Annotated in this window: 15 protein-coding genes and 8 pseudogenes; 2 read left to right on the top strand and 21 right to left on the bottom strand. The window is 40.0% G+C overall.

The window, feature by feature from the left end; genetic code table 11:
• Both NBRC111893_RS04375 and NBRC111893_RS04370 read right to left on the bottom strand, forming a co-directional pair.
• A pseudogene (locus NBRC111893_RS04375) lies at positions 1 to 1,682 on the bottom strand (DAK2 domain-containing protein).
• Positions 1,683 to 1,712: 30 nt separating this feature from the next.
• Positions 1,713 to 2,072, bottom strand: a complete 360-nt coding sequence (locus NBRC111893_RS04370; RefSeq protein ID WP_125008139.1) for an Asp23/Gls24 family envelope stress response protein — start codon at positions 2,070 to 2,072, stop codon at positions 1,713 to 1,715.
• A 227-nt stretch (positions 2,073 to 2,299) separates the two neighbouring features.
• Between NBRC111893_RS04370 and rpmB the strand changes: the two genes are divergently transcribed.
• The gene (gene rpmB / locus NBRC111893_RS04365) at positions 2,300 to 2,485 is read left to right on the top strand and encodes a 50S ribosomal protein L28 (RefSeq protein ID WP_125008138.1); all 186 of its coding nucleotides are present in this window, start codon (positions 2,300 to 2,302) and stop codon (positions 2,483 to 2,485) included.
• Positions 2,486 to 2,650: 165 nt separating this feature from the next.
• Here rpmB and NBRC111893_RS04360 read toward each other — a convergent pair whose 3' ends face one another.
• The 12 genes and pseudogenes from NBRC111893_RS04360 to gmk form a co-directional block, all read right to left on the bottom strand.
• Positions 2,651 to 3,304 (bottom strand): thiamine diphosphokinase, encoded by a 654-nt coding sequence (locus NBRC111893_RS04360; protein WP_125008137.1) that lies wholly within the window; start codon positions 3,302 to 3,304, stop codon positions 2,651 to 2,653.
• A pseudogene (rpe, locus tag NBRC111893_RS04355) lies at positions 3,301 to 3,953 on the bottom strand (ribulose-phosphate 3-epimerase). Before rpe ends, NBRC111893_RS04360 begins: the two are co-directional and overlap by 4 nt.
• Before the next feature lie 12 nt (positions 3,954 to 3,965).
• A complete protein-coding gene (gene rsgA / locus NBRC111893_RS04350) occupies positions 3,966 to 4,850 on the bottom strand; it encodes a ribosome small subunit-dependent GTPase A (protein ID WP_125008136.1) in 885 nt (294 codons plus the stop codon).
• Between the two features lie 61 nt (positions 4,851 to 4,911).
• On the bottom strand, positions 4,912 to 5,700 hold the full coding sequence (locus tag NBRC111893_RS12090; RefSeq protein WP_369689701.1) for a PASTA domain-containing protein: 789 nt from the start codon (positions 5,698 to 5,700) through the stop codon (positions 4,912 to 4,914).
• Between the two features lie 80 nt (positions 5,701 to 5,780).
• On the bottom strand, positions 5,781 to 7,019 hold the full coding sequence (gene pknB, locus NBRC111893_RS12085) for a Stk1 family PASTA domain-containing Ser/Thr kinase (protein WP_369689700.1): 1,239 nt from the start codon (positions 7,017 to 7,019) through the stop codon (positions 5,781 to 5,783).
• Positions 7,012 to 7,761 carry a Stp1/IreP family PP2C-type Ser/Thr phosphatase gene (locus NBRC111893_RS04340; protein WP_125008135.1) on the bottom strand — a complete coding sequence of 250 codons (750 nt, stop codon included), beginning with the start codon at positions 7,759 to 7,761 and terminating at the stop codon, positions 7,012 to 7,014. The genes pknB and NBRC111893_RS04340 overlap by 8 nt, the downstream gene beginning before the upstream one ends.
• Positions 7,762 to 7,798: 37 nt before the next feature.
• A pseudogene (gene rsmB / locus NBRC111893_RS04335) lies at positions 7,799 to 9,113 on the bottom strand (16S rRNA (cytosine(967)-C(5))-methyltransferase RsmB).
• Positions 9,114 to 10,058 (bottom strand): methionyl-tRNA formyltransferase, encoded by a 945-nt coding sequence (gene fmt, locus NBRC111893_RS04330; RefSeq protein WP_125008134.1) that lies wholly within the window; start codon positions 10,056 to 10,058, stop codon positions 9,114 to 9,116.
• 12 nt (positions 10,059 to 10,070) lie between these two features.
• A pseudogene (gene priA / locus NBRC111893_RS04325) lies at positions 10,071 to 12,456 on the bottom strand (primosomal protein N').
• Between the two features lie 15 nt (positions 12,457 to 12,471).
• Positions 12,472 to 13,668: pseudogene (gene coaBC, locus NBRC111893_RS04320) on the bottom strand (bifunctional phosphopantothenoylcysteine decarboxylase/phosphopantothenate--cysteine ligase CoaBC).
• Between the two features lie 98 nt (positions 13,669 to 13,766).
• Positions 13,767 to 13,979 carry a DNA-directed RNA polymerase subunit omega gene (gene rpoZ, locus NBRC111893_RS04315; protein WP_125008133.1) on the bottom strand — a complete coding sequence of 71 codons (213 nt, stop codon included), beginning with the start codon at positions 13,977 to 13,979 and terminating at the stop codon, positions 13,767 to 13,769.
• A gap of 1 nt (position 13,980) precedes the next feature.
• Positions 13,981 to 14,595: a guanylate kinase gene (gmk, locus tag NBRC111893_RS04310; RefSeq protein ID WP_125008132.1), complete on the bottom strand. Its 615-nt coding sequence runs from the start codon at positions 14,593 to 14,595 to the stop codon at positions 13,981 to 13,983.
• 154 nt (positions 14,596 to 14,749) lie between these two features.
• On the opposite strand from gmk, the gene NBRC111893_RS04305 reads away from it, so the two are divergent.
• Positions 14,750 to 15,058 (top strand): hypothetical protein, encoded by a 309-nt coding sequence (locus tag NBRC111893_RS04305; protein WP_125008131.1) that lies wholly within the window; start codon positions 14,750 to 14,752, stop codon positions 15,056 to 15,058.
• A 103-nt stretch (positions 15,059 to 15,161) separates the two neighbouring features.
• Here NBRC111893_RS04305 and recN read toward each other — a convergent pair.
• The 7 genes and pseudogenes from recN to NBRC111893_RS04270 form a co-directional block, all read right to left on the bottom strand.
• Positions 15,162 to 16,864 (bottom strand): annotated as a pseudogene (gene recN, locus NBRC111893_RS04300) (DNA repair protein RecN).
• A 38-nt stretch (positions 16,865 to 16,902) separates the two neighbouring features.
• Positions 16,903 to 17,337, bottom strand: coding sequence for an arginine repressor (locus NBRC111893_RS04295; RefSeq protein WP_125008130.1), 435 nt, complete (start codon positions 17,335 to 17,337; stop codon positions 16,903 to 16,905).
• Between the two features lie 15 nt (positions 17,338 to 17,352).
• A pseudogene (locus tag NBRC111893_RS04290) lies at positions 17,353 to 18,166 on the bottom strand (TlyA family RNA methyltransferase).
• 3 nt (positions 18,167 to 18,169) lie between these two features.
• On the bottom strand, positions 18,170 to 19,057 hold the full coding sequence (locus tag NBRC111893_RS04285) for a polyprenyl synthetase family protein (protein WP_125008129.1): 888 nt from the start codon (positions 19,055 to 19,057) through the stop codon (positions 18,170 to 18,172).
• A complete protein-coding gene (locus tag NBRC111893_RS04280; protein WP_125008128.1) occupies positions 19,044 to 19,292 on the bottom strand; it encodes an exodeoxyribonuclease VII small subunit in 249 nt (82 codons plus the stop codon). Before NBRC111893_RS04280 ends, NBRC111893_RS04285 begins: the two co-directional genes overlap by 14 nt.
• On the bottom strand, positions 19,282 to 20,643 hold the full coding sequence (gene xseA / locus NBRC111893_RS04275) for an exodeoxyribonuclease VII large subunit (RefSeq protein ID WP_125008127.1): 1,362 nt from the start codon (positions 20,641 to 20,643) through the stop codon (positions 19,282 to 19,284). The genes NBRC111893_RS04280 and xseA overlap by 11 nt, the downstream gene beginning before the upstream one ends.
• Positions 20,636 to 21,498, bottom strand: a pseudogene (locus tag NBRC111893_RS04270) (bifunctional 5,10-methylenetetrahydrofolate dehydrogenase/5,10-methenyltetrahydrofolate cyclohydrolase). Before NBRC111893_RS04270 ends, xseA begins: the two are co-directional and overlap by 8 nt.
• Between the last annotated feature and the right edge of the window lie 27 nt (positions 21,499 to 21,525).

Raw genomic sequence — 21,525 nt, 5'->3', positions numbered from 1 at the left:
TTATTCAACCGAAATTAAGAAAGGATAAACCGGTTGGTCTCCTTCATGAACTTCGACTTCTAATTCATCATCAAATTCTTCAATTGCATCAGCACTTTTTGAGCTAAACCAGCATTTGCGCCTTCACCCCAAATGATCGTAATTGCTTCACTATCTTCATCTAACATTGATTTAGTCATATTAATTGTCGTTTGAAGTAAATCATCTTCAACCAATTTAATTTTTCCATCAATAATTCCCATAAATTGGCCTTTTTTGATTTGAACGTCATCAAGTTCAGTATCTCGAATGGCATTAGTTACTTGACCAGAAACAACCATATCTAAATTGGCTTCCATTTCTGATTTATTATCAGCTAATGAAGCTTCTGGATTAAAGCCAAGCATCGATGTAATTCCTTGAGATATAGTTTGACTATGCACAATTTCGACCGGAATGTTAGCAACTTCAGCAGCTTGTTCCGCAGCTAAAAAGATATTTTTGTTATTTGGTAACACAATTGCTTTATTGGCCTTAGAAGCTTCAATCGCTTTAACAATGTCTTCCGTGCTTGGATTCATTGTTTGACCACCACTTAAAATATTAGTGACTCCTAGGCTCTTGAATAATTCAGCAATTCCCTTACCACTAGCAATTGAAATGACAGCAGTATCAGGAATTTCTTCAGTACTTACAGCAGGTGTAGCAGGTTGATCATCATTTTCAATAATGGTCTCCTGCTGCATCCGCATATTATCAACCTTAACTTTGGCTAAATCACCAAACTCTTGGCCCCAAGCAATTACTTTACCTGGATGCTCTGTATGCACATGAACCTTAACGATTTCATCATCATTAACGACTAATAATGAGTCACCAAGGTTAGCTAGGTAATCATAGAATTCCTGGTAGTCAAAGTCATGATCAACTTCTTTCCCACGACCAATTCTAACCATGATTTCTGTACAGTAACCATAAACGATGTCATCGGGATCCAATTGACTTTGGACGCTTTGGTGATGAGTAGCATCAATCATTTCATCCATTTCGGATGTATCTGGTTGATAATCATTATCATCAATTGTTCGGCCATTTAACACGTCGTCAAATGCTTCAAGGACAAAAGTTAATCCTTGACCGCCAGAATCAACAACACCAACTTGCTTTAATACAGGCAACAGGTCTGGCGTTTTAGCAAGAGCCTCTTTAGCATTTTCATAAATTGCATCCATAACTGCGGTTGCGTCATCTGTAGTTGATGCAACCTTTTTACCAGCTTGAGCAGCAAGTCTAACAACGGTTAGAACCGTACCTTCAGTTGGCTTCATCACAGCCTTATAGGCTGTTTCAGTAGCAGCAATAAACCCATTAGCCAAATCTTGAGCACTTAGCTCAGTCTTACCTTCAGTTGATTTTGAGAAGCCTCTAAAAATTTGTGACAGAATTACCCCAGAGTTTCCCCTAGCACCCATTAGCAAACCTTTGGCTAATGCGTTGGCTAGATCAGATACACTTGTACTGACCTCTTCATTTACATACTTATAACCACTACGTAGTGATAAGTTCATGTTTGTACCAGTATCGCCATCTGGAACTGGAAAAACGTTTAAAGAGTTAATAAATTCCGCATTTTTATCTAATTTTTGTGATGCGGCTAGAACCATTGCCGTAAATTCGGTATTGGTTATCTTGGTGACTTTCAATTAATTTTCCTCCCTATGCAAATTCGATTATTAATTCAAAACTTGAACGCCTTGAACGATAACGTTAACCGAGTTTGCAGAAACGCCAAGCATATGTTGTAAATTATACTTGACCTTAGATTGAACGCTCTTTGAAACTTCAGAAATTTTAGTACCATAGCTTACCACAATATACACATCAATGGTAATTTGATTATCATTCTGTTTAACTTCAACGCCCTTAAAGAAGTTCTCTCGCTTTAAAATGTCGTTGACGTTATCCCGAAATTGATTTCGACTAGCCATGCCAACAACTCCATAGTTATCGGTTGCTGTCCCACCAACAACGTTAGCAATAACGTCATTATCAATATCTACTGTACCGAATTTTGTCTTAATTTTAACGGCCATGAATATACAGCCTCCTTGAAAAAATAATGTGTAGCACCATTAACGATAGTTAATGTTACCACAATCGCTCCAAAAACCAAAGTAAACTAGCAATCTAAAAAAATAAGTGTCAAGTAAAATCACTTGAAAGAAAAGTATTGCAATGCGGGGGTAACTATGATAAATTACTAGGGTGGAACAAATCAGAATGTTAATATTAAACCGATGAGAAAGGGGATTTGTTAACCATGGCAAAAGATTTTATTAACGGCAAACGTACTCGTTTTGGTAACAAGCGTTCACACGCTTTGAATTCTAGTCGTCGTAGCTGGAAGCCAAACTTGCAAAAAGTTCGTATCCTTGTTGATGGCAAGCCTAAAAAGGTTTGGATTTCTGCAAGAACTCTTAAATCAGGTAAAGTTACTCGCGTTTAGTCGCCTGTTAGCCTACTGAAAATCAAGTGCTAATGACATAATGTTATTAGCACTTTTTTAATGAATTAATTTTTTATTTAAATATCGTACTTCTAATTAACACAGCTGATTGTACACTAAAAAGATCGTGAATGGGCAATATTTGTCCGATTCACGATCTTTTTATTAGTTTAAATCAGCGCTTTGAATGACACACATTACCCCGCTATCAAATTCAAACGAAGCCTGTGGTCCTACAAATTCATTACTAGCCCAAGAAGTTGGCTGTTTGACATGATAATCAGTTAAACGATACTTTTCATCATATAAGCTCAATGAATTCATTGGCGTTAAACAAACAAATGCTAAATACTTCTTATCAATTTCTTTATCAATGGTATATTTTCCAGGTAAAAAGAATGAAATACTATTTTGCTGATCAATCATCTTAATCCGCGGAGCATACTTTTCAAACCGTGGTTCTAAAACCATCCATAAATTAGCAAGAAAATGATCTATTCTACCACCAGTGGCACCGTAAATAACCAGTTCATCGGCATCATATTCATCAAAAGCCACTTTCAACCCTAATTGAGTATCAGTGTCATCCTTTTCAGGAATTGATTGTCGAATGTCGGACACGTGTTCTTTTACTAACTGAAGTTCTTCAGCAGCTAATGAATCAAAATCACCAATAGCAACAACCGGATCAATACCCATCTTAATCAAATGAAGATTGCCCCGATCAATGCCAATGAAATCGCCCACTACTTGGCCGTTTGATAAAGACTCAGGCCATAAATCCGTTGGTCCGCCAACTAGCAGATTTAGGCGTTTCATTTTGTAGCTTCCTTAATTGCATTAATCTTAGCTACTGGATCATCTGAACCAAAGACGTATGAACCGGCAACGGCAACAGTTGCACCAGCTTCAGCAGCGGCAACAACGGTTTCATTATTAACTCCACCATCAATTTCAATATCGAAATCAAGTCCACGAGCTTTTTTGATTTCATTTAATTCAGAAATCTTAGCCACTGTTTCTGGAAGGAACTTTTGACCACCAAAGCCAGGGTTAACAGTCATAACTAATACTTGCTTAACCATGTGTAACACTGGTTCGATGGCTGAAACCGGAGTCCCAGGGTTAATAACTACTTCAGCCCCTACGTTTTTATTATTAATCATTTGAAGAGCACGGTGAATATGTTGAGTCGCTTCAACTTGAACCCCAATAATGTCAGCACCAGCATCAGCGAATTCATCAACGTATCTTTCTGGGTCTTCAACCATTAAATGAACGTCAAGAACCATTTTTGACATTGGACGAATTGCTTTTACCCAACCCGGACCGTAAGAGATTGCAGGAACGAATGCTCCATCCATTACATCGATGTGCAAGTATTCTGCGCCGCCCTTTTCAACGGTTTCAATATCCTTTGAAGGTTCAAATAATCTGCAGATAGAATTGAAGGTGCAACTTTAATCATAATAATGCTTCCTCACTTTGTTTTATAATTTGGTTTGCGATTTTTGATTTCAGTGTAAATTTGAAGATAATTATCATACCGGAATTGCATAATTTCGCCTGTTTCAACTTCACGCTTAACTTCACAGTCTGGTTCATTTACGTGTACACAGCCTCTAAAGCGACAGTGAATAGATGCTCGCTTAAATTCAGGGAAATATTGGCCGAGTTCACGGGCATCTAACTCAATTGGATCATAGGAAGAAAATCCAGGAGTATCAGCGACTAACCCGTCACCAACTTTTAGTAATGCTACTTTACGTGTCGTATGTTTACCACGATGCAAAGCTGCTGAAATCTCGCCCGTCTCGAGCTCTAATTGCGGCGTAATATGATTTAGCAACGTTGATTTTCCTGCCCCTGTCTGACCCATAATCACGTTTTCTTTACCAGCTAGTAGTGCTTTGATTGCTGTCAGAGAATCAGTTGAAAAAGCTGATGCCGGCAACACGACTTCATAACCAACTTGCCGATAACCAGCTGCAATTGTTTTAAATTGAGCTAGCTCATCTTCAGATAGTAAATCCGTTTTCGTAAAATAAATCACTGGTTCAATTCCGGCAACCTCTAATGCCAATAATTGGCGGTCTAATAGGTTACTAGAAAAATCAGGTTCTTTTACTGCAGTTGCCACAATTGCTTGATCAATATTCGCAATTGGGGGCCTAACTAATGAGTTGGTTCTTGGAAGCATTTGTAATATATAGCCGTCTTCGAATTCAACCTCATCCCCAACTATCGGCGTTAACCCCCGTTTTCTAAAATTACCTCGGGCCCTAGTTCGGTAAATCTGATCATCATCATCTGATAACACATCATAAAATCCACTTAAGGATTGATAAATCTTACCTTTTGCCAATTAATCACCTCGATAAAAAATCACTTCTCCTTTATTATAAGAGAAGTGATTCGATTTTGCATTAACTTCTGTTAGTGCATTTCATAAGTAATGCTGTTATCTCGTAAATCGTCTTGCCATCCCTAACGATCTTATACTTACCAATTTCATTCTTCGTCAACTTAAATGGCAATGATACGGTCGTATCTTGTGAAATCACCATTTGCCGATATACCCGAGAAAAGTCATGATCATGATCCTTAAGATAAATCAGAATAACATTCTCTTCCGGCTGTTGCTGTGAAGTACTCTCATCAAGTGATGAAGAACTGTCAGTTACCGGATCAGTTCCCAATTCAGAACTATTTTCTGAAGTTGTACTATCATCGGTTTGATCATAAATTGGTTTAGCATCGTTATGATATGGGATTGTTACTCGAGTACTAAAGCTCTTTAATTCGTTAGAAGTTTTTTTACCTCTAGAAATATATACCATAAGACTACCACCCTGCTGAATCTGTTCTCCAGCTGCGGGAGTTTGCCGAATCACGTTTCCACTTGGAACGGTACTTGAATATGCGTAATCAAAGGTTGGATTTAATTCCACTTCATTAGCATAGGCCACTACTTGGCCTTTAGTCATCCCCGTTAGATCCTTTAACGTAATTTCTTTGATACCTGTGGAAACCACAAATGACAGTGTCTTCTTTTTAGGATCAAATTGATGATTAGGATTAAAGTTCTGTTGAAGAATCTTACCCGTACCAAATGTATTAGAAGGGGCACTTCGACGTTTGACCTTAAAGCCTTCATTACGAAGTTTCGTAGCCACTTTATTATATGACTGACCAACATAGTTATCTAACCGCACTAACCGCACGCCGGAGCTAACCACTAGGTTAACTTGAGCCTTCTTATCAACTTGAGTTCCTTCATCTGGATCCGAGCTAATTACACGATTTTGTCAACTGCGTAACTGTTCTTATATCTAATCTTACCAACCTTTAAGTGTGCATCAATTAGACTTTGCTTAGCATCACTTTGAGTTAATCCCGTGATTTGAGGAACCTTGGTATGACCATTAGCCGTTACCAACAACGCCCCCGCTATTAAGAGGACTAGCAATGCTACCGCTAATGCAATCCACCGCCGTCGATGATGCCGCCGCTTTTTAGTTGGCTGCTTTGGTGATTTTTCATTTTGAGCAGTAGTTTCCTGTTTCGTCTGGCTGTCATCAGCAATTCGCTGAGCAGCAAGTTTACTTTCATTTAGCTGAGAAGCTTTTAGAGGGGTAAATGGCATAACCCTAGTTTGATCATTGATGTCATCCCGATCGAACGATGGTTGGAACCGTGGTTCAGTTAAGCGGTTTAAGGACAATGACGTCTTTAAATCATCTGCCAGTTCATCAACGGTAAAATACCGATCGTCTGGATTCTTAGCCGTTGCTTTTAATACCACGTTTTCTAATGGTTGAGGAATCTGATCATCTAAATCTCTAACGAAGGGAATGGCTTCTTGAGAATGCTTAATAGCAATGGAAACTGCCGTCTCCCCATCAAATGGCACCTTACCGGTTAATAGTTCATATAAAATTATTCCTAAGGAATAAATATCTGAACGCTTGGTTGCCATTAAACCTTTGATTTGTTCAGGAGAAAGATAATGAATCGACCCAATGATTGATCTAGTTTGCGTCATGGTATCTTCACTAGCAGCCCGAGAGATACCAAAATCAGTGATTTTAACATATCCCTCAGCGTTGATAAGAATATTTTGTGGTTTGAGGTCCCGATGAATAATTCCGTTTCGATGAGCCTCACCTACGGCACTACAAATCTGTTCCATAATGTCAACAACCGTGGCATATGGAATCGGCGAATGGTGCTTAATGTAATCCTTAAGGTCGGCGCCATTTACCCATTCCATAACGATATATTGCATTCCATCAACTTCGTCAACATCATATACTCCCACAATATGAGGATTATTGAGTTGCGTAACGGCGAGGGCTTCATTTTGAAACCGTCGTTTCGCCTTGGGGTTATCCCGAAAGTCTAAGCGTAATAACTTAACCGCCACTTTACGATCTAAAATTAAATCTTGGGCCAGGTAAACATCTGCCATGCCACCTTCACCTAGTCGTGAAAGGATTTTGTACCGCCCGTTTAATACATATCCACTATTCATCAACATCACCTGCCGATTCATAGTTCATAATTAAAACGGTGATGTTATCCAACCCACCTTTATCGTTAGCTAAAGTGATGAGTTTTTCACATTTTTCCTTAACTGACAATGGTTCTCCCAAAACTTCAGCGATTGTTTGGTCATCGACCATATTTGTTAGCCCATCGCTGCATAATAAAATTTGGTCTTGATCTTGAAGCTGAAAACCCATGTAATCAGCAGTTGACGCATCATTGATGCCCAGGCTCTTAGTAATGATGTTTTTGTATGGGTTGTTCTTCGCCTCATCGGGGGTTAAATTTCCGGTTTTAATCAATTCATTAACGTATGAATGGTCTTCTGACACCTGTTGGAGGTGGTTATTAGAAAACAAGTATCCCCGACTATCACCAATATTGGCAATAAAGCCGTCTTCACCAGCAACTAGGGCCGCTACAAACGTGGTCCCCATCCCTTTAAGGTTCATATCTGTGTGCGATTCCGTCAAAATTACATCGTTGACTTTATTTAGCTCGCGATCTAGCCACGCCTGTGCAGCCTTAATTGAAGCTAAATCGGTATTCGCAAAGTTATTCCCTAGGTTAGTAACTACTAGTTGAGAAGCTACCTCACCAGCTTTATTGCCCCCAATACCATCTGAGAGCAACGCTAACACGACCCCTTGTTGATTCTTAAAGGTGCCAACTGCGTCTTCGTTTTTGTCACGAACCTTACCAATTACTGAATTATAGGCGATTTTCACTTACATCAACTCCATTATTTGTCTCTTCGTAATGTACTTACGAAAATCCATCGGATTTATAATCATCAGGATAGATTTTTAGTAATTTATTATCAACATTAGCCGACAAGTCCCGGTTAGTTTTAACTGTTTCTAACGAAAAGTTAGGGTGATCCGCTAAAAAGCTATCAACAACTCCTTGGTTTTCTCGGTCTAAGATGGTACAAGTGCTATAAGTAATCGTACCACCAACTTTAACCTTTGGGGCTACAGCAGCTAAAATGTCTTGTTGAATAGTGCTTAATTTTTCTGAATCAGCTAACGTCTTAGAATAACGAATTTCTGGCTTTCTTCTAATTAAACCCAAACCCGAACAGGGAGCATCTACTAAAATTGAGGCGAACGTTTCATCAGCGAACTCATCATCAACTTTACGGGCATCTAAGGCTAAGGTAGTCACTTTATCAGCCAATCCCATTCTTGAGCATTTCGTTTGACCACCCGGAGTTTCTTATCATGAATATCTAGCGCCGTTACCATACCTGAGGTTAAATGTTCCGCAATTTGAGTCGTCTTACCGCCTGGGGCACTACATGCATCCAATACTTGATCATCCCCATTGATAGTCATTGACTCAACTGGAAGCATGGCGCTTTCGTCTTGGATAGTAATAACCCCATCCTTAAATAATTGACTATTAATAGCTAGCTTCCCTTGAAGAATTAAGCCACTTGTAGCGACAAGACTATCAGAAACTTTAAAGCCTTCTTCTTCTAACTGTGCAATAATTTCATCCTTAGTCAGCTCAGCCGTTTGATTAATTCGAATGGATTGTTTAGCGGGATGATTAATCGACCGTAAAATTGATTCGGTCTTATCTTTACCTAACTGGTCATCAAGGGTTTTAACTAACCAAACGGGCACGCTAGTTTCGATTGAAATTCGTTCTGAACGATTTTTAATTTTACTAGGATCTACCAAACCTTTTCGATCAATGGCATGTAAGACCCCAGTGACCATTCGGCGAATCCCATCATGGCCATTCCGCTTAGCGATTTTGATTGTTTCATCAAAAATTGCTCGCTTAGGGACCCGATCAAGATACTCAAGTTGGTAGATAGCGCTGTATAATAACTCCTTAACCCAATCTTCAGTGTCGTCAGCATTCTTTAAGAATGGTGCTAGTTGGTATTCAAATGTTAGCATGTGCTGTAAAACACCGTAGACGATATTAGTATATAATGCGCGGTCTTCTACACTCATAGTTGATTTATCTAGCACAGAATTGATTTGGAGGTTTGAATAGGCCCCTTAGCGGTTAATACCAATGTCTGCATTGCTAGTTCTCTTGGATTATTTGAGTCAATTTTCATTTATTTAATCACCTTTTGGCCTTCTTGAAGCGCTTGTCCAGCGCCATTTAAATAGTCAGTTATTTTTTGCTTTGGTTTACCAGCCGGTTGCACAACGATTAAAGCTAATACGGTGCCATCGCCAGCGGCAATTAGTAATTCATGCTTAGTTTTTGAAACCACGGTACCTGGAGCTAGCTCAGTTACCTGCTCAGTAACCGCAGCCTCCCAGACTTTGACCCGCTTGTTATTAATTGTGGTGTAAGCTCCAGGATTAGGGCGTAATGCTCTAACCTTCGCATCCACTAAGAAGGCTGGTTGATTAAAATCAAGCTCCTCTTCCTCAGGCTTAATATTGGGGCTGAAGACCACTTCATCCTCCACTTGAGGAATTGGCTTAATTTCCCCTGAAATGACCTTAGGCAGCGTCTCAATGAGCAAATCTCGGCCTACAAGACTTAACTTGTCAAACATTGAAGACGTATCGTCATTGTTCGCGATATCGATGGCGGCTTGAGCCAAAATATCACCAGCATCCATTTTCTTTACCATGTACATAATGGTGATTCCAGTCTGTTCATCACCATTCATTATGGCATATTGGACCGGGGCTCCCCCACGGTACTTAGGCAATAATGAACCATGAACATTAATGGCGGCAATATTAACGGCGTTTAACAATTTCGTGGGTAAAAATTGGCCATAAGCCGCAGTAATGATTAAATCTGGGTTTGCGTCAATGATGGTGGTCATCTCTTCACTACTAGACAACTTAGCTGGAGCCAAAACCGGAATATCGAATTCCTCAGCAATTTGCTTAACTGGGGTTTTCTTTAATTCATGTTTTCGGCCAACTGGGCGATCAGGTTGGGTTACGGCATATAAAATGTCATAACCTTGTTCAACTAAGCCTCTTAAAATTGGAACGGCAAAACTAGGGGTTCCCATAAATACAACTGATGTCAATTTAGTTTCCTCCTAAATAAAGTCGAGAGGTTCATTATCGATTGATAACTGAACATCCCTTAATTTTTGTGATTCAGTTAAAATGTTATCTAACGCTGGTTTAAGTTGATCCTCAAACCGGTATTTAATAATTGTTTGGTAGTAATAGTGATTATTAATTCGGGTAATCATCTTGGGGGTTGGTCCTAGGATGATGGCCTTATTGCTTAACTGTCCCTTTAGATAATTCGTCAGTGACAGCATTTGACTTAATACTGTACGTTCATTCTTCGAATTGCCTGTAATCTTAATCGTGTAATAAAATGGCGGGTATTTGCCTAGACGGCGAATGCCCATTTCTTTTTGATAGAACGCTTCGTAATCTTGCCGCTGGGATAGCTGGATGGCATAGTGCTTCGGATTATAAGTCTGAATCACCACTTCGCCAGTTTTATCTGCTCGACCAGCCCGGCCGGCAACTTGAGTTAGCAACTCAAATGTTCGTTCACTCGACCGAAAATCTGGGAACTGCAAGGCTGAATCTGCATTTAACACTCCAACTAAGGTGACATCCGGAAAATCTAGTCCCTTAGCAATCATCTGCGTACCCAACAAAATATCAGCTTCTCGATTTGCAAATGCATTAATAATTCGTTCGTGAGCACCTTTTTTCCGAGTTGTGTCCACATCCATCCGTAAAGTTTTAGCTTCAGGGAATAATTCATGAACTTGTTCTTCTAGTTGCTCACTACCATAACCAAAGTTCCGGATTTTTTACTTTGGCATTGCGGACATGATTCAGGGATGGCCTGTTGGTAACCACAGTAATGACATTTTAACGAATGATTTTGCTTATGCACAGTCAGTGAAATATCACAATTGGGACACTGTGGTACATAGCCACAACTTCGACACATTAAAAACGAAGCATAACCACGCCGGTTCAGCATCAAAATCACTTGTTCTTTGCGAGCAAGCTTCTCAGTAATCTTTTCTTGTAATGGCTGCGACAACAGTGAACTTGAATACTTCATTTCCTCTCGCATATCAACTACATCAACTTTAGGTAACACTTGATCATTAATGCGGTGTGGTAAGCGTAGCAATTGATACACGCCCTTTGAGCCCGAGCTCGTGATTCTAGCGAAGGTGTGGCGCTACCGAGCACAACTGGACAGTGATTATAATCTGCCCGAAATTTGGCTACATCTCTGGTCTGATAACGAGGATTATCGGTTTGCTTATAACTTGCATCATGTTCTTCATCCACAATAATGATCCCTAAATTTGAATGGGGCAAAAATTGCTGAACGTACGCCAACTACAACTTTAGCTTCGCCTCGATTGATACGCTGCCATTCATCATATCGCTCACCATTTGACATTGCACTATGCAACATAGCGACTTGATCACCGAACCGTGAGCGAACCCGGTTAACAATTTGGGGAGTTAACGTAATTTCTGGAACTAACATTAACGCAGTCTTACCACGCTTCAATGCTAAATCTATAATTTGCAAATAAACTTCCGTCTTACCAGAACCAGTGACGCCTTCTAGTAAAAAGCACTCATTCAGCTCAGCTTGGATTGCTTCAGTCACCTTAGTTACTGCTGCTTGTTGATCTGAATTTAGTTGCAACGGTTGACTGGGTTCAACTGGTTGCATAAACGGATCACGATTTTGATGGATCTTAGTAGCAGTAACCCAGCCTTTGGTAATAGCAGTCTTTACCGTACTAGCAGATATTCCTTCCTTAACTAAGTCAGCTTGCAAAAATTAGTCTCGGGGTGCCGGATTAACTGCATTAGTAGCTGTTGTTGCCCAGTTGCATTGGCGCGCACGGAAGCCAATTCAGCAGTTAACTGTTCGACCGACATCGCTGCCTGCACACCTAAAACTTCCACGGCCGAAGCGCTACGTTTTAAGTCATAATCAACCCTGACTAATTCCTGTTTGATTAACGACAAGACTTGACTAGTGGTTTGGGTGTCCGTATTCGAAGCAAATTCAATTTCAGGTTGACCATGAAACAGCCATTCATTATCAACCACTACTTGAGGTGACGTTGCGACTAATTTTTTAGTCATTGACGCCTTCATTCCGCCAGGTAGCATCGTCTGTAGGCAGCTAATCAAAAAAGCATATGTTGTTTCACTCATCTTAAGAGCTAAACTCATCAGTTCGGGACTAATTACAGGTGTTAAGTCAATCACTGCATCAATTGGTTTTAACTTACCATCGAAATCGACATGATCACTTACTTCGACTACAAAGCCGGTAATTTTTCGATGACCAAATGGAACCTGGACGCGCATCCCCACAACAATAGCACTGCTCAGGTTATCTGGAATTAAATATGAAAATGGTTTATTCGTTTGGCGACTAGGTACATCAACGATAACCTTAGCAACTTGCAAGGTCGTCCCTCCAATCTAAAATTTAGCGATAATTTGAATAAGTTGTTCCGCCACCTTGGCTTTGGATTCAACTGACGTCTTTTTAGTTTGGCCATCTGGCCACATAAAAGTTACTTGATTTTGATCAGCATTAAAGCCAATTTGGTGATTGCCAACATCGTTAGCAACAATCAGATCTAAATTTTTCGAAGCGATTTTCTTAGTGGCGTTAGCTAATAAGTCATTTGTCTCTGCCGCAAAGCCCACGACAAATTGCTTAGGTTGCTTAAGCGAACCGATTTGTTTAACAATATCTGGATTTTTTAACCATTGATAGGGTCAGATTATCATTATCCGCGGTCTTTTTAATTTTATGATCCGCGACAGTTGCTGGCCGAAATCGGCGACCGCTGCCGCCATTACTAACCCATCTGCCATAGCAAAACGTTCAGTGACGGCCTGTTCTAGGTCTCTAGCAGTTTCAACAGGGATGAAATCAACACCTGCGGGTACGGGAATGCTTGTATTCGCGGCAATTAACGCAACTTTAGCGCCGGCTTGCACCGCTGCTTGTGCAATTGCAAAGCCCATTTTACCAGAGGAATGATTTGTGATGTATCTAACTGGGTCGATTGGCTCACGAGTACCACCAGCAGTTACAATAATACTTTTACCACTAAGTACTTGGTTAGGGACCAAAGATTGGTCAATCCAAGCCAAAATCTCGGCTGGTTCTGGCATCCGGCCTTTACCTTCATATCCCTCGGCTAAAAATCCCGTCGCGGCATCCATAACATGGACCCCATCTTGTTCCAGTTGGTTAATGTTACGTTGGTTAGCGGGATTAGCTAACATATTTGAATTCATTGTCGGCACAATAAATAATGGCGCGTGATTAGCTAATAACACCGTGCTGGCAGCATCGTCTGCAATTCCGTTAGCTATTTTACCAATTATATTAGCTGTTGCCGGAGCCACAATTGTCACATCAGTATGATCGGCAATATCAATATGTAATACCTTATCAACCTCGTAATCTTGAAATTCGTCCACAATTACTTGCTGCTTACTTAACGTCTGAAAAGTCAGTGGCGTGACGAATTCGGCGGCCGCCTTAGTTAAAATCACCTTAACTTCATTGCCCTGCTTAATTAAGTCTCTAACCAAAATAGCTGACTTATATACTGCAATGCTTCCGGTAACGATTAATGTTACCCGTTTGTTTGAAAACATTTCATTCACCACCTAATTTTTTATCACTTCAATTGTAACAAAGGTGTCCAAAATAAAATAAAACCGAGAACGTTTAAATTCCCGGTTTACCATTAAGATTAGTCGTAATCTTTTTCGTTTTCGTCAATCTTCAATAGACCAGCTTCAACTTCTTCTAAAGCTTTTCCCACTGATTTTTGTGATTTATATTCATTAAGTAATGGCTTAGCTCCTGCATCAAGCTCATGAGCTCGCTTACTAGCTAAAGCAATCAATGAATAACGTGAATCAATTTTTTCCAATAATTTATCAACTGATGGGTATAGTAACATATTAATTATCTCCTAACATAGATTCATAATCGGGCATTACACGAGTAACCTTAAGCCGTTCACTACGAATAATCAACTTAATACGCTCAACGGCTTTGGCAACTTCATCATTTAAAACTGCGTAATCATAATTACGCATCATTCGAATTTCAGAAACCGCAGTTTCAATTCGCTTGTTAATGACATCCATATCATCAGTTCCACGGCCGATCAAACGGTGCTTTAATTCCATCAAATCGGGTGGAGTCAAAAATACGAAGACAGCGTCAGGACAATTGGCCCTAACTTGCATAGCACCATTAACTTCAATTTCCAAAAAGACATCTTTACCGGATTCCAATGTTTCGTTTACATATTTTAATGGCGTACCATAATAATTGTCAACGTATTTGGCATACTCAAGCATCTCACCATTTTGAATATTATCTTCGAATTGTTCCTTAGAAACAAAGAAATAATCGACACCATCTTTTTCGCCATCCCGTGGCTTTCTGGTAGTCATTGATGTTGAATACTCAAAATCAATATCTGGTTCATCAAATAGTGCCTTACGAACAGTTCCTTTACCCACTCCGGATGGTCCAGATAGGACGATTAACATTCCTCTTTTTGTCATTGAAAAATCCCTTCACCTTTTTAATAATACTCATAATTATCTCTCTAAATCTAGCTTTTGACAAGGGGGCAAATTTTGGTCAAAATTACCGGTTGCATTTCAGAACGTTAGTTCGTATAATGAAAACACAAACAAATGTTCGGAGTGATTACTAATGCAAAACACACAATCTTATTTAACCGAGATCACGAATAACGTTAAACATAATTACCAAAAATTATTAAACGTGTTACCCACTCATTCAAGCCTTGCTCAAATGCCATATCGACAATTACACTACTTTGCCGACCAAGCAATTGATAAAACCTTTCCAGTAACGCTAACCTTTAATAACGATGATACTCCCGTGACTGGTTTATTACATCATCTAAAAGATGAGCGCTATTTAATCAAAGAACAAGCTACTAATCTTACCAAACTATTTTTCTTAAATGAATTAACGGCTATTCAAAAATGTAACTAGTATCCAACCGCCAATCCCGCATTCGTTGCTTAAGTTACTAATAGTTTTAAAGACGCTAACCATCTGTAATCAATCTAGATGGTTAGCGTCTTTTTGTTTTGGTCTACTTCAAAGCAGCACGAATCACCGCTTTTTCGTGACTTGCCAATTTTAATAATTCCTCAGCATGTTCACGAGTAATCTTAGTAACCTCTGTTCCGGCTAACATCCGCGATAATTCATTGATGCTGTCATCCTCGTCCAGCTCTTGCAAATGAGTCATCGTTCGATTACCAGTGACTTGTTTAGAAATAAAGTAATGTTGGTCACTCATGGCAGCGACTTGAGGCAAATGCGTAATGCATAATACCTGTGATTTAGCCGAAATCGTATAAATCTTGTTAGCAATTGCTTGAGCAACGCGACCAGAAACTCCCGTATCAACTTCATCAAAAATAATTGATGTAACGCCAACCGCTTTAGCAAAGATTGTCTTCAACGCTAGCATAATTCTTGACAGTTCCCCACCGGATGCAGATTTGACTAGGGGTAATAGTTTCTCGCCAGGATTAGTTTGAATAAAGAATTCAACACTATCCATACCGTTTCGGTTCAGTTCTGTCGTTGGTTCAATATGAACCTCAAACACAGCCTTTTCCATAAATAAATCGGCTAATTGCTGTTGCACGCCGTCTTTTAACTGAGTGGCCACCGCTTGACGTTTAGTTGAAATTGACTTGGCCATCTTCACTAAACTTTGTTTGGAAGCTTCAAGACGATCCGCCAAATCACTATCTTCAGCGGCTGAACCTTGCATCTGGTTAAGCTCATCGCCAATAGTTTGCCGATAGTCTAAGACTTGTGCAAGCGTATCACCGTATTTTTCTCCAATTGATTAATTAGATTTAATCGTTGTTCTACTTCGTCTAGAGTATTTTGATTAAATTCTAAATTACTGATTTGATCAGATAATGAACTGACCGCATCTTGGAGCGCGTAAAACGCCCCGGAAATGTCTTCAGAAATTTGATGGAATTCTGGATCTAAGTCATCAATAGTCTGCATTGAACTCATTGCAGTCCCGACTCCATCAAGAGAACTAGTCTCATCATTATTTAAACTCTCATAACTAGTCACCAAGGCGTCATGAATTCGCTGAAAATTGTTTAATCGGTCCCGTTGGGCGATCAATTCTTCTTCTTCACCAACGCTTAAAGCCGCGCTATCAATTTCATTAATTTGAAATTTCAGCATGTCTAATCGTTGAGCCCAGGCTTTCTCGTTTTGACTTTTTTGCTCACTAACTGCCTTTAACTTTAAGTATTCGCCATATTCTGACCGATACTTCGCTAATAAATCCGTTAATTCAGTTTCACCAAATTCGTCGAGCAGAAAAATGTGGCGATCTGGATTCATCAGTTCTTGATGGTCATTTTGGCCTTGAATGTCCACGATGGTCTCGCCGATTCGTCTAAGCGTGGTGATATTAACTAGTCGCCCGTTAACGCGACAACTATTGCGACCACTTTCAAACAATTCTCGTTCAATCACGACACTACCGTCATCATGATCGATCCCCAAATCGTCTAATAAGCCGTACGTGGGATTACTATCGTCTAACACAAAATTACCGGCAATGATAGCTTTTTTAGCTCCAGTCCGAATAAAATCTTTCGAGCCCCGGGAACCAGCTAACAAAGACACGGCATCGATAATGATCGACTTTCCAGCGCCGGTTTCACCAGTTAGCACGGTCATTCCTGCTTGAAAATCAACATCCAAGTGCTCAATTATAGCAAAGTCAGTTATTGATAATTCTAATAACATTAATCATCCTTCTCGCTAGATGCCTGTTAGCATCTCGTTTACTCGATTTTAAAGTCGATTGCCGCTTGGTCAGACACACAGATCACTAACACTGTATTGTCATCGCCAAGTGTTCCAAAGACGTCATCAAATTTAAGTTGGTATAACAAACTAGAGATAATCGGACCGCTCCCAGGCAAAACTTTCATGAATACTAATTTATCCTGGGTGTCAATTGACACAAACGAGTCTTGAATTGACTGAACTAATTTCTTCTCGGTATCAACATTCTTTTGGGTAGGTAAACTATACCGGTAGCCACCATTAGGCGATGGCACCTTAACTAGTTGCATTTCTTTAATATCACGAGAAATTGTGGCTTGCGTCACCCAGACATTTTGATCCGCCAATACCTTAACAAAATCTTCTTGCGTCTCTAAATCATTGGTTGACAACAAACTGCGAATAATTCTTTGGCGATCCTTTTTTCTCATAGTAACCTCCTGGGCCTAGTCCTTTTTTAACTCAGAATAAGCATTCTTAATAACTGTTTCAATTGATACGCTTGGTTTAATCGTTGGTTCAGCAACCGATTTAAGAAGTACTAAAAATTCAATGTTACCTGAACCACCCTTGATTGGCGAGAAATCTAATTTTTCAACTTCAAAACCAGTTTCAACCGCGAAATCAAGAATCGTCGTTAATACTTCCTTATGCACTGATCGATCACGAACAATTCCATGTTTGCCAACCTTGGCTTTGCCCGCCTCAAATTGAGTTGATCAATGCAACTACCTGTCCATCTGGAACGATAATATCCTTTAAGGTAGGTAGAATTAATTTCAACGAAATAAACGAAACATCGATCGATGAGAACTCAGGTTGACCCTCAGTAAAATCAGCAACCTTGCTATAACGAAAATTAGTGTGTTCCATTACCACTACCCGAGGATCTTGGCGAAGCTTCCACACTAATTGATTACTACCAACATCTAGAGCATAACTTAGTTTAGCCCCATTTTGAAGCATAACGTCAGTAAAACCACCAGTTGAACTACCAATGTCTAACACCACTTTGTCTTGGACACTGATATTAAAGACTTTAAGTGCTTTTTCTAGCTTCAATCCCCCACGACTAACGTAAGGCATTGGGGTCCCTTTAATGTGTAACTCGGTATCAACTGGAATTTTCACCCCAGGTTTGTCAAGGCGCTCTTCATTTTTTCCCAGCACCTCTCCAGCCATCACAGCTCGTTTAGCTTGTTCCCGAGTATCAAACAAGCCTTGTTCAACTAATAAAACATCTACACGTTGTTTTTCCATTAATTATATTTCCTCAATCTTAAAGTATCCACATAGAGCTCTCAATATTTCTGGATCATATCCTTGGCTTTTCTGAATTTGGTCTAAAGCTGCTAGTCCATCAGCAATAGTAGCTTTTAGAAGCCGTTTTGATTCAGCCAGTCCAAACAGATTAGGATAAGTGTTCTTATCTGCATCTTGATGGACAGGTTTACCAAGCGTTTGTTCGTTACTAACGACATCCAATACATCATCATAAATTTGAAACGCTAAGCCATAGTCATCTGCAAACCGCAAATATTGTTGTCGGTCGCTTGGCTTGATGTCTCCCACGATCAATCCTGATTCCACCGCATAATGAATGAGGGCCCCTGTTTTGTTTTCGTGGAGCACACGCAGTTGGTCAGCCGTTAATGGATTATTCTCATTTAACACATCATCCGCTTGGCCAGCTACCATTCCGGCCGGTCCAGCAGCTATTGCTAATTTCAAAGCCAATTCACTTTGAATGGTAGACGTTAGCTGATTATCAGTCACCCATTGAAATGCCAAAGCTTGCAAACCATCACCTGCTAAGGTTGCTAGCGCATCACCATAGATCACATGATTTGATGGTTTTCCTCGTCGAAGGTCATCATCATCCATCGCGGGTAAATCATCATGAATTAGTGAATAAGTATGCAATAGTTCAACTGCTGTTAACGCCTTAAGAACGTCGACATTGACTGACTTCCCCAATGAAATAACCGTAGCTAATGCCAATAATGGGCGCAATCGTTTTCCACCAGCATCCACAGAGTATTGCATAGCGGCGACTAATTGCTCTTGAGAGCCATCAATCGCTACTTGATGAACTAATAACTCATTAATTTTGGGTAACCATTCGGATTCAAATTGTTTAATTTTGGTCATCGTTGTTTGTACCGTCTTCTACAGTTTCAAACGCTGATTCTTTACCATTATCATCAATGATTTTGGCCATGGTCTTCTCAGCATTGTTTAACGTCTTAGCTAAATCTTCGCTTAGTTGCATGCCATCTTTAAACTTAGTAATCGATTCTTCTAGAGGTACATTACCTTGTTCTAATTCGTTTACGATAACTTCTAATTCTTGCATTTTCTCTTCGAAAGTCTTGCTATCTGCCATCTTTTTCCTCTCGCTTATCATCAGTAATTTTAGTTACAGTTGCCATTAAAGTTCCATCAGCAATGTGAATGTTCACATCGGTACCCGGCTTAACCTGGTCGACCGATGAAATTAATTTTTCATCCTGATCAGTAGTAAATGAATAGCCCCGAGCAAGTATTTTTAGTGGACTCAAGTGATCCAATGAAGATACTGCGATTTGGTACCGCTTTTTAATTTCGGATAACCGTAACGTTTGGGCTTGAGTCATTCTCAATTCAAGTGACGCATTAAGTTGTTTTAACTGGTCAATTCGATTAGTAGGTGCCGTGATCTTTAAACGATTATTTAAATCACGGTAGATGCTTTGAACTCGGTTAAAGTTTTGACTATTATTGGCAATCAGTCGCTGCATCAACATGTCAACTCGCTGCGCATAAGTTTCATATATCCGCTGAGGTGACTTAAATACGGCTGCTTCCTGTAACTTAACCAATCTTAATCGATTTTGCTTGATCAATTGGTAGGCCGCATTCATCAACCGGTTTTGATTATTATTAATATCTAAGAGTACTTGGTCTAATTTAGGAACCGCTAATTCCGCCGCTGCCGTAGGCGTAGCCGCTCGAACATCTGCAACTAGGTCTGCAATGGTGGTATCAGTCTCATGGCCAACTGAAGATATCACCGGAATCTCACTGGTAGAAATTGCTCGAGCAACATTTTCTTCGTTAAAAGGCCACAAATCCTCAATCGATCCACCACCCCGCCCAATAATCAGTGTATCAAAATCGCCCAACTGATTAACGCGGTTAATCTGTCGAACAATATCATTACTTGCTTCGGTTCCTTGCACTAATGCAGGAAAGAGTACAATTTGGGCAATCGGATAGCGGCGGCGGGTTGTCGTAATGATATCTCGAATCACCGCCCCGCTTGGAGAGGTAACAACTGCGATTCGCTTTGGATACTTAACCAATGGCCGTTTAGTCTGAGTAAATAATCCTTCAGCGGATAATCGCTTTTTTAATTGCTCATAGGCTTGATAGAATTGGCCGACCCCATCTGGCTCCATGCGATCAACGTAAATTTGGTAACTTCCCGTTGGTTCATACAGTGAAATATGGCCCACAACAAGAACCTTCATACCTTCTTCGGGGGTGAATTTAAGTTTATTAAACGCCGATTTAAACATAATGGCACTAATTTTGGCGTTATTATCTTTCAAACTAAAGTACTGATGGGCATTCGCCCGGAGTCGAAAGTTAGAGATTTCACCAGTTAAGTATACTTTGGTCAAATATGGATCGTAATCAAACTTTTTCTTAATGTACTGAGTTAGTGCAGTTACTGTTAAATACTCGTTATTCACTCAAAAGACTCCATTCAGTCAAGTCGACAGTTTGTTGCATCAGGGTCGCAATAGTCATTGGACCTACACCACCAGGAACGGGTGTAATAAACGAAGCCTTAGCGGAGACCTCATCAAAATCAACATCACCAACTAAATGGCCTGCTTCGTTGATGTTTTGGCCAACATCAATGACGACGGCTCCAGCTTTAACGTTATCAGCAGTTACAGTGTGTAACTGGCCAGTAGCTGAAACAACTACGTCAGCGTTTCTGGTATAAGCTGTCACGTCTTTAGAGTGACGGTGGACGATGGTCACACTGGCACCCGCATTTAGCATCAATGCGGCCATCGGTTTACCAACAATCGAACTACGACCAATCATCACGACGTCTTTGCCCATTAGATCAATATGATATTCATCAAACATTGTCATGATTCCCTTAGGAGTACAAGCAACCGGATAATGCGAATTATCATTTAAGTATAACTTGCCGACATTTTCTGGATGAAACCGTCAACATCCTTTTCGGGAGCAATAGTTTTAGTGACTAACTTTTCATCGATTTGATCAGGAAGTGGATCTTGGACTAGGATTCCATGTACGGAATCATCAGTATTGTATTGTTGAATGAGTGATAGTAGTTCTGCTTGGGAAACGTCAATTGGCAACTCCTTGATAGTCGAGTTAATCCCTAATCTTTGGGCGGTTCTATGTTTGTTGCGGACATATCGTTGGCTAGCTTGATCATCACCAACGATAATTACAACTAATCCCGGGACAATACTGTACTTAGAAGTTAATTTTGCTACCCGTTGCGCAGTTGCTTCATTTATTTTTTTAGCTAAGTTTTTTCCATCAATTAATGTTGCCAAGTAAACCACTCCTTCAAATAATTTTAT

Origin of the sequence: Lentilactobacillus kosonis, from assembly GCF_003864335.1 — a bacterium.
GTDB classification, from domain to species: domain Bacteria; phylum Bacillota; class Bacilli; order Lactobacillales; family Lactobacillaceae; genus Lentilactobacillus; species Lentilactobacillus kosonis.
This window is presented reverse-complemented; position numbering and strand designations above follow the sequence as displayed.

Excerpts from the sequence above, each read along its gene's own strand:
- NBRC111893_RS04370 (WP_125008139.1), bottom strand. The coding sequence starts at position 2,072 with ATGGCCGTTAAAATTAAGACAAAATTCGGTACAGTAGATATTGATAAT.
- rpmB (WP_125008138.1), top strand. The coding sequence starts at position 2,300 with ATGGCAAAAGATTTTATTAACGGCAAACGTACTCGTTTTGGTAACAAG.
- NBRC111893_RS04360 (WP_125008137.1), bottom strand. The coding sequence starts at position 3,304 with ATGAAACGCCTAAATCTGCTAGTTGGCGGACCAACGGATTTATGGCCT.
- pknB (WP_369689700.1), bottom strand. The coding sequence starts at position 7,019 with ATGAATAGTGGATATGTATTAAACGGGCGGTACAAAATCCTTTCACGA.
- rpoZ (WP_125008133.1), bottom strand. The coding sequence starts at position 13,979 with ATGTTACTATACCCATCAGTTGATAAATTATTGGAAAAAATTGATTCA.
- gmk (WP_125008132.1), bottom strand. The coding sequence starts at position 14,595 with ATGACAAAAAGAGGAATGTTAATCGTCCTATCTGGACCATCCGGAGTG.
- NBRC111893_RS04305 (WP_125008131.1), top strand. The coding sequence starts at position 14,750 with ATGCAAAACACACAATCTTATTTAACCGAGATCACGAATAACGTTAAA.
- NBRC111893_RS04295 (WP_125008130.1), bottom strand. The coding sequence starts at position 17,337 with ATGAGAAAAAAGGATCGCCAAAGAATTATTCGCAGTTTGTTGTCAACC.
- NBRC111893_RS04285 (WP_125008129.1), bottom strand. The coding sequence starts at position 19,057 with ATGACCAAAATTAAACAATTTGAATCCGAATGGTTACCCAAAATTAAT.
- NBRC111893_RS04280 (WP_125008128.1), bottom strand. The coding sequence starts at position 19,292 with ATGGCAGATAGCAAGACTTTCGAAGAGAAAATGCAAGAATTAGAAGTT.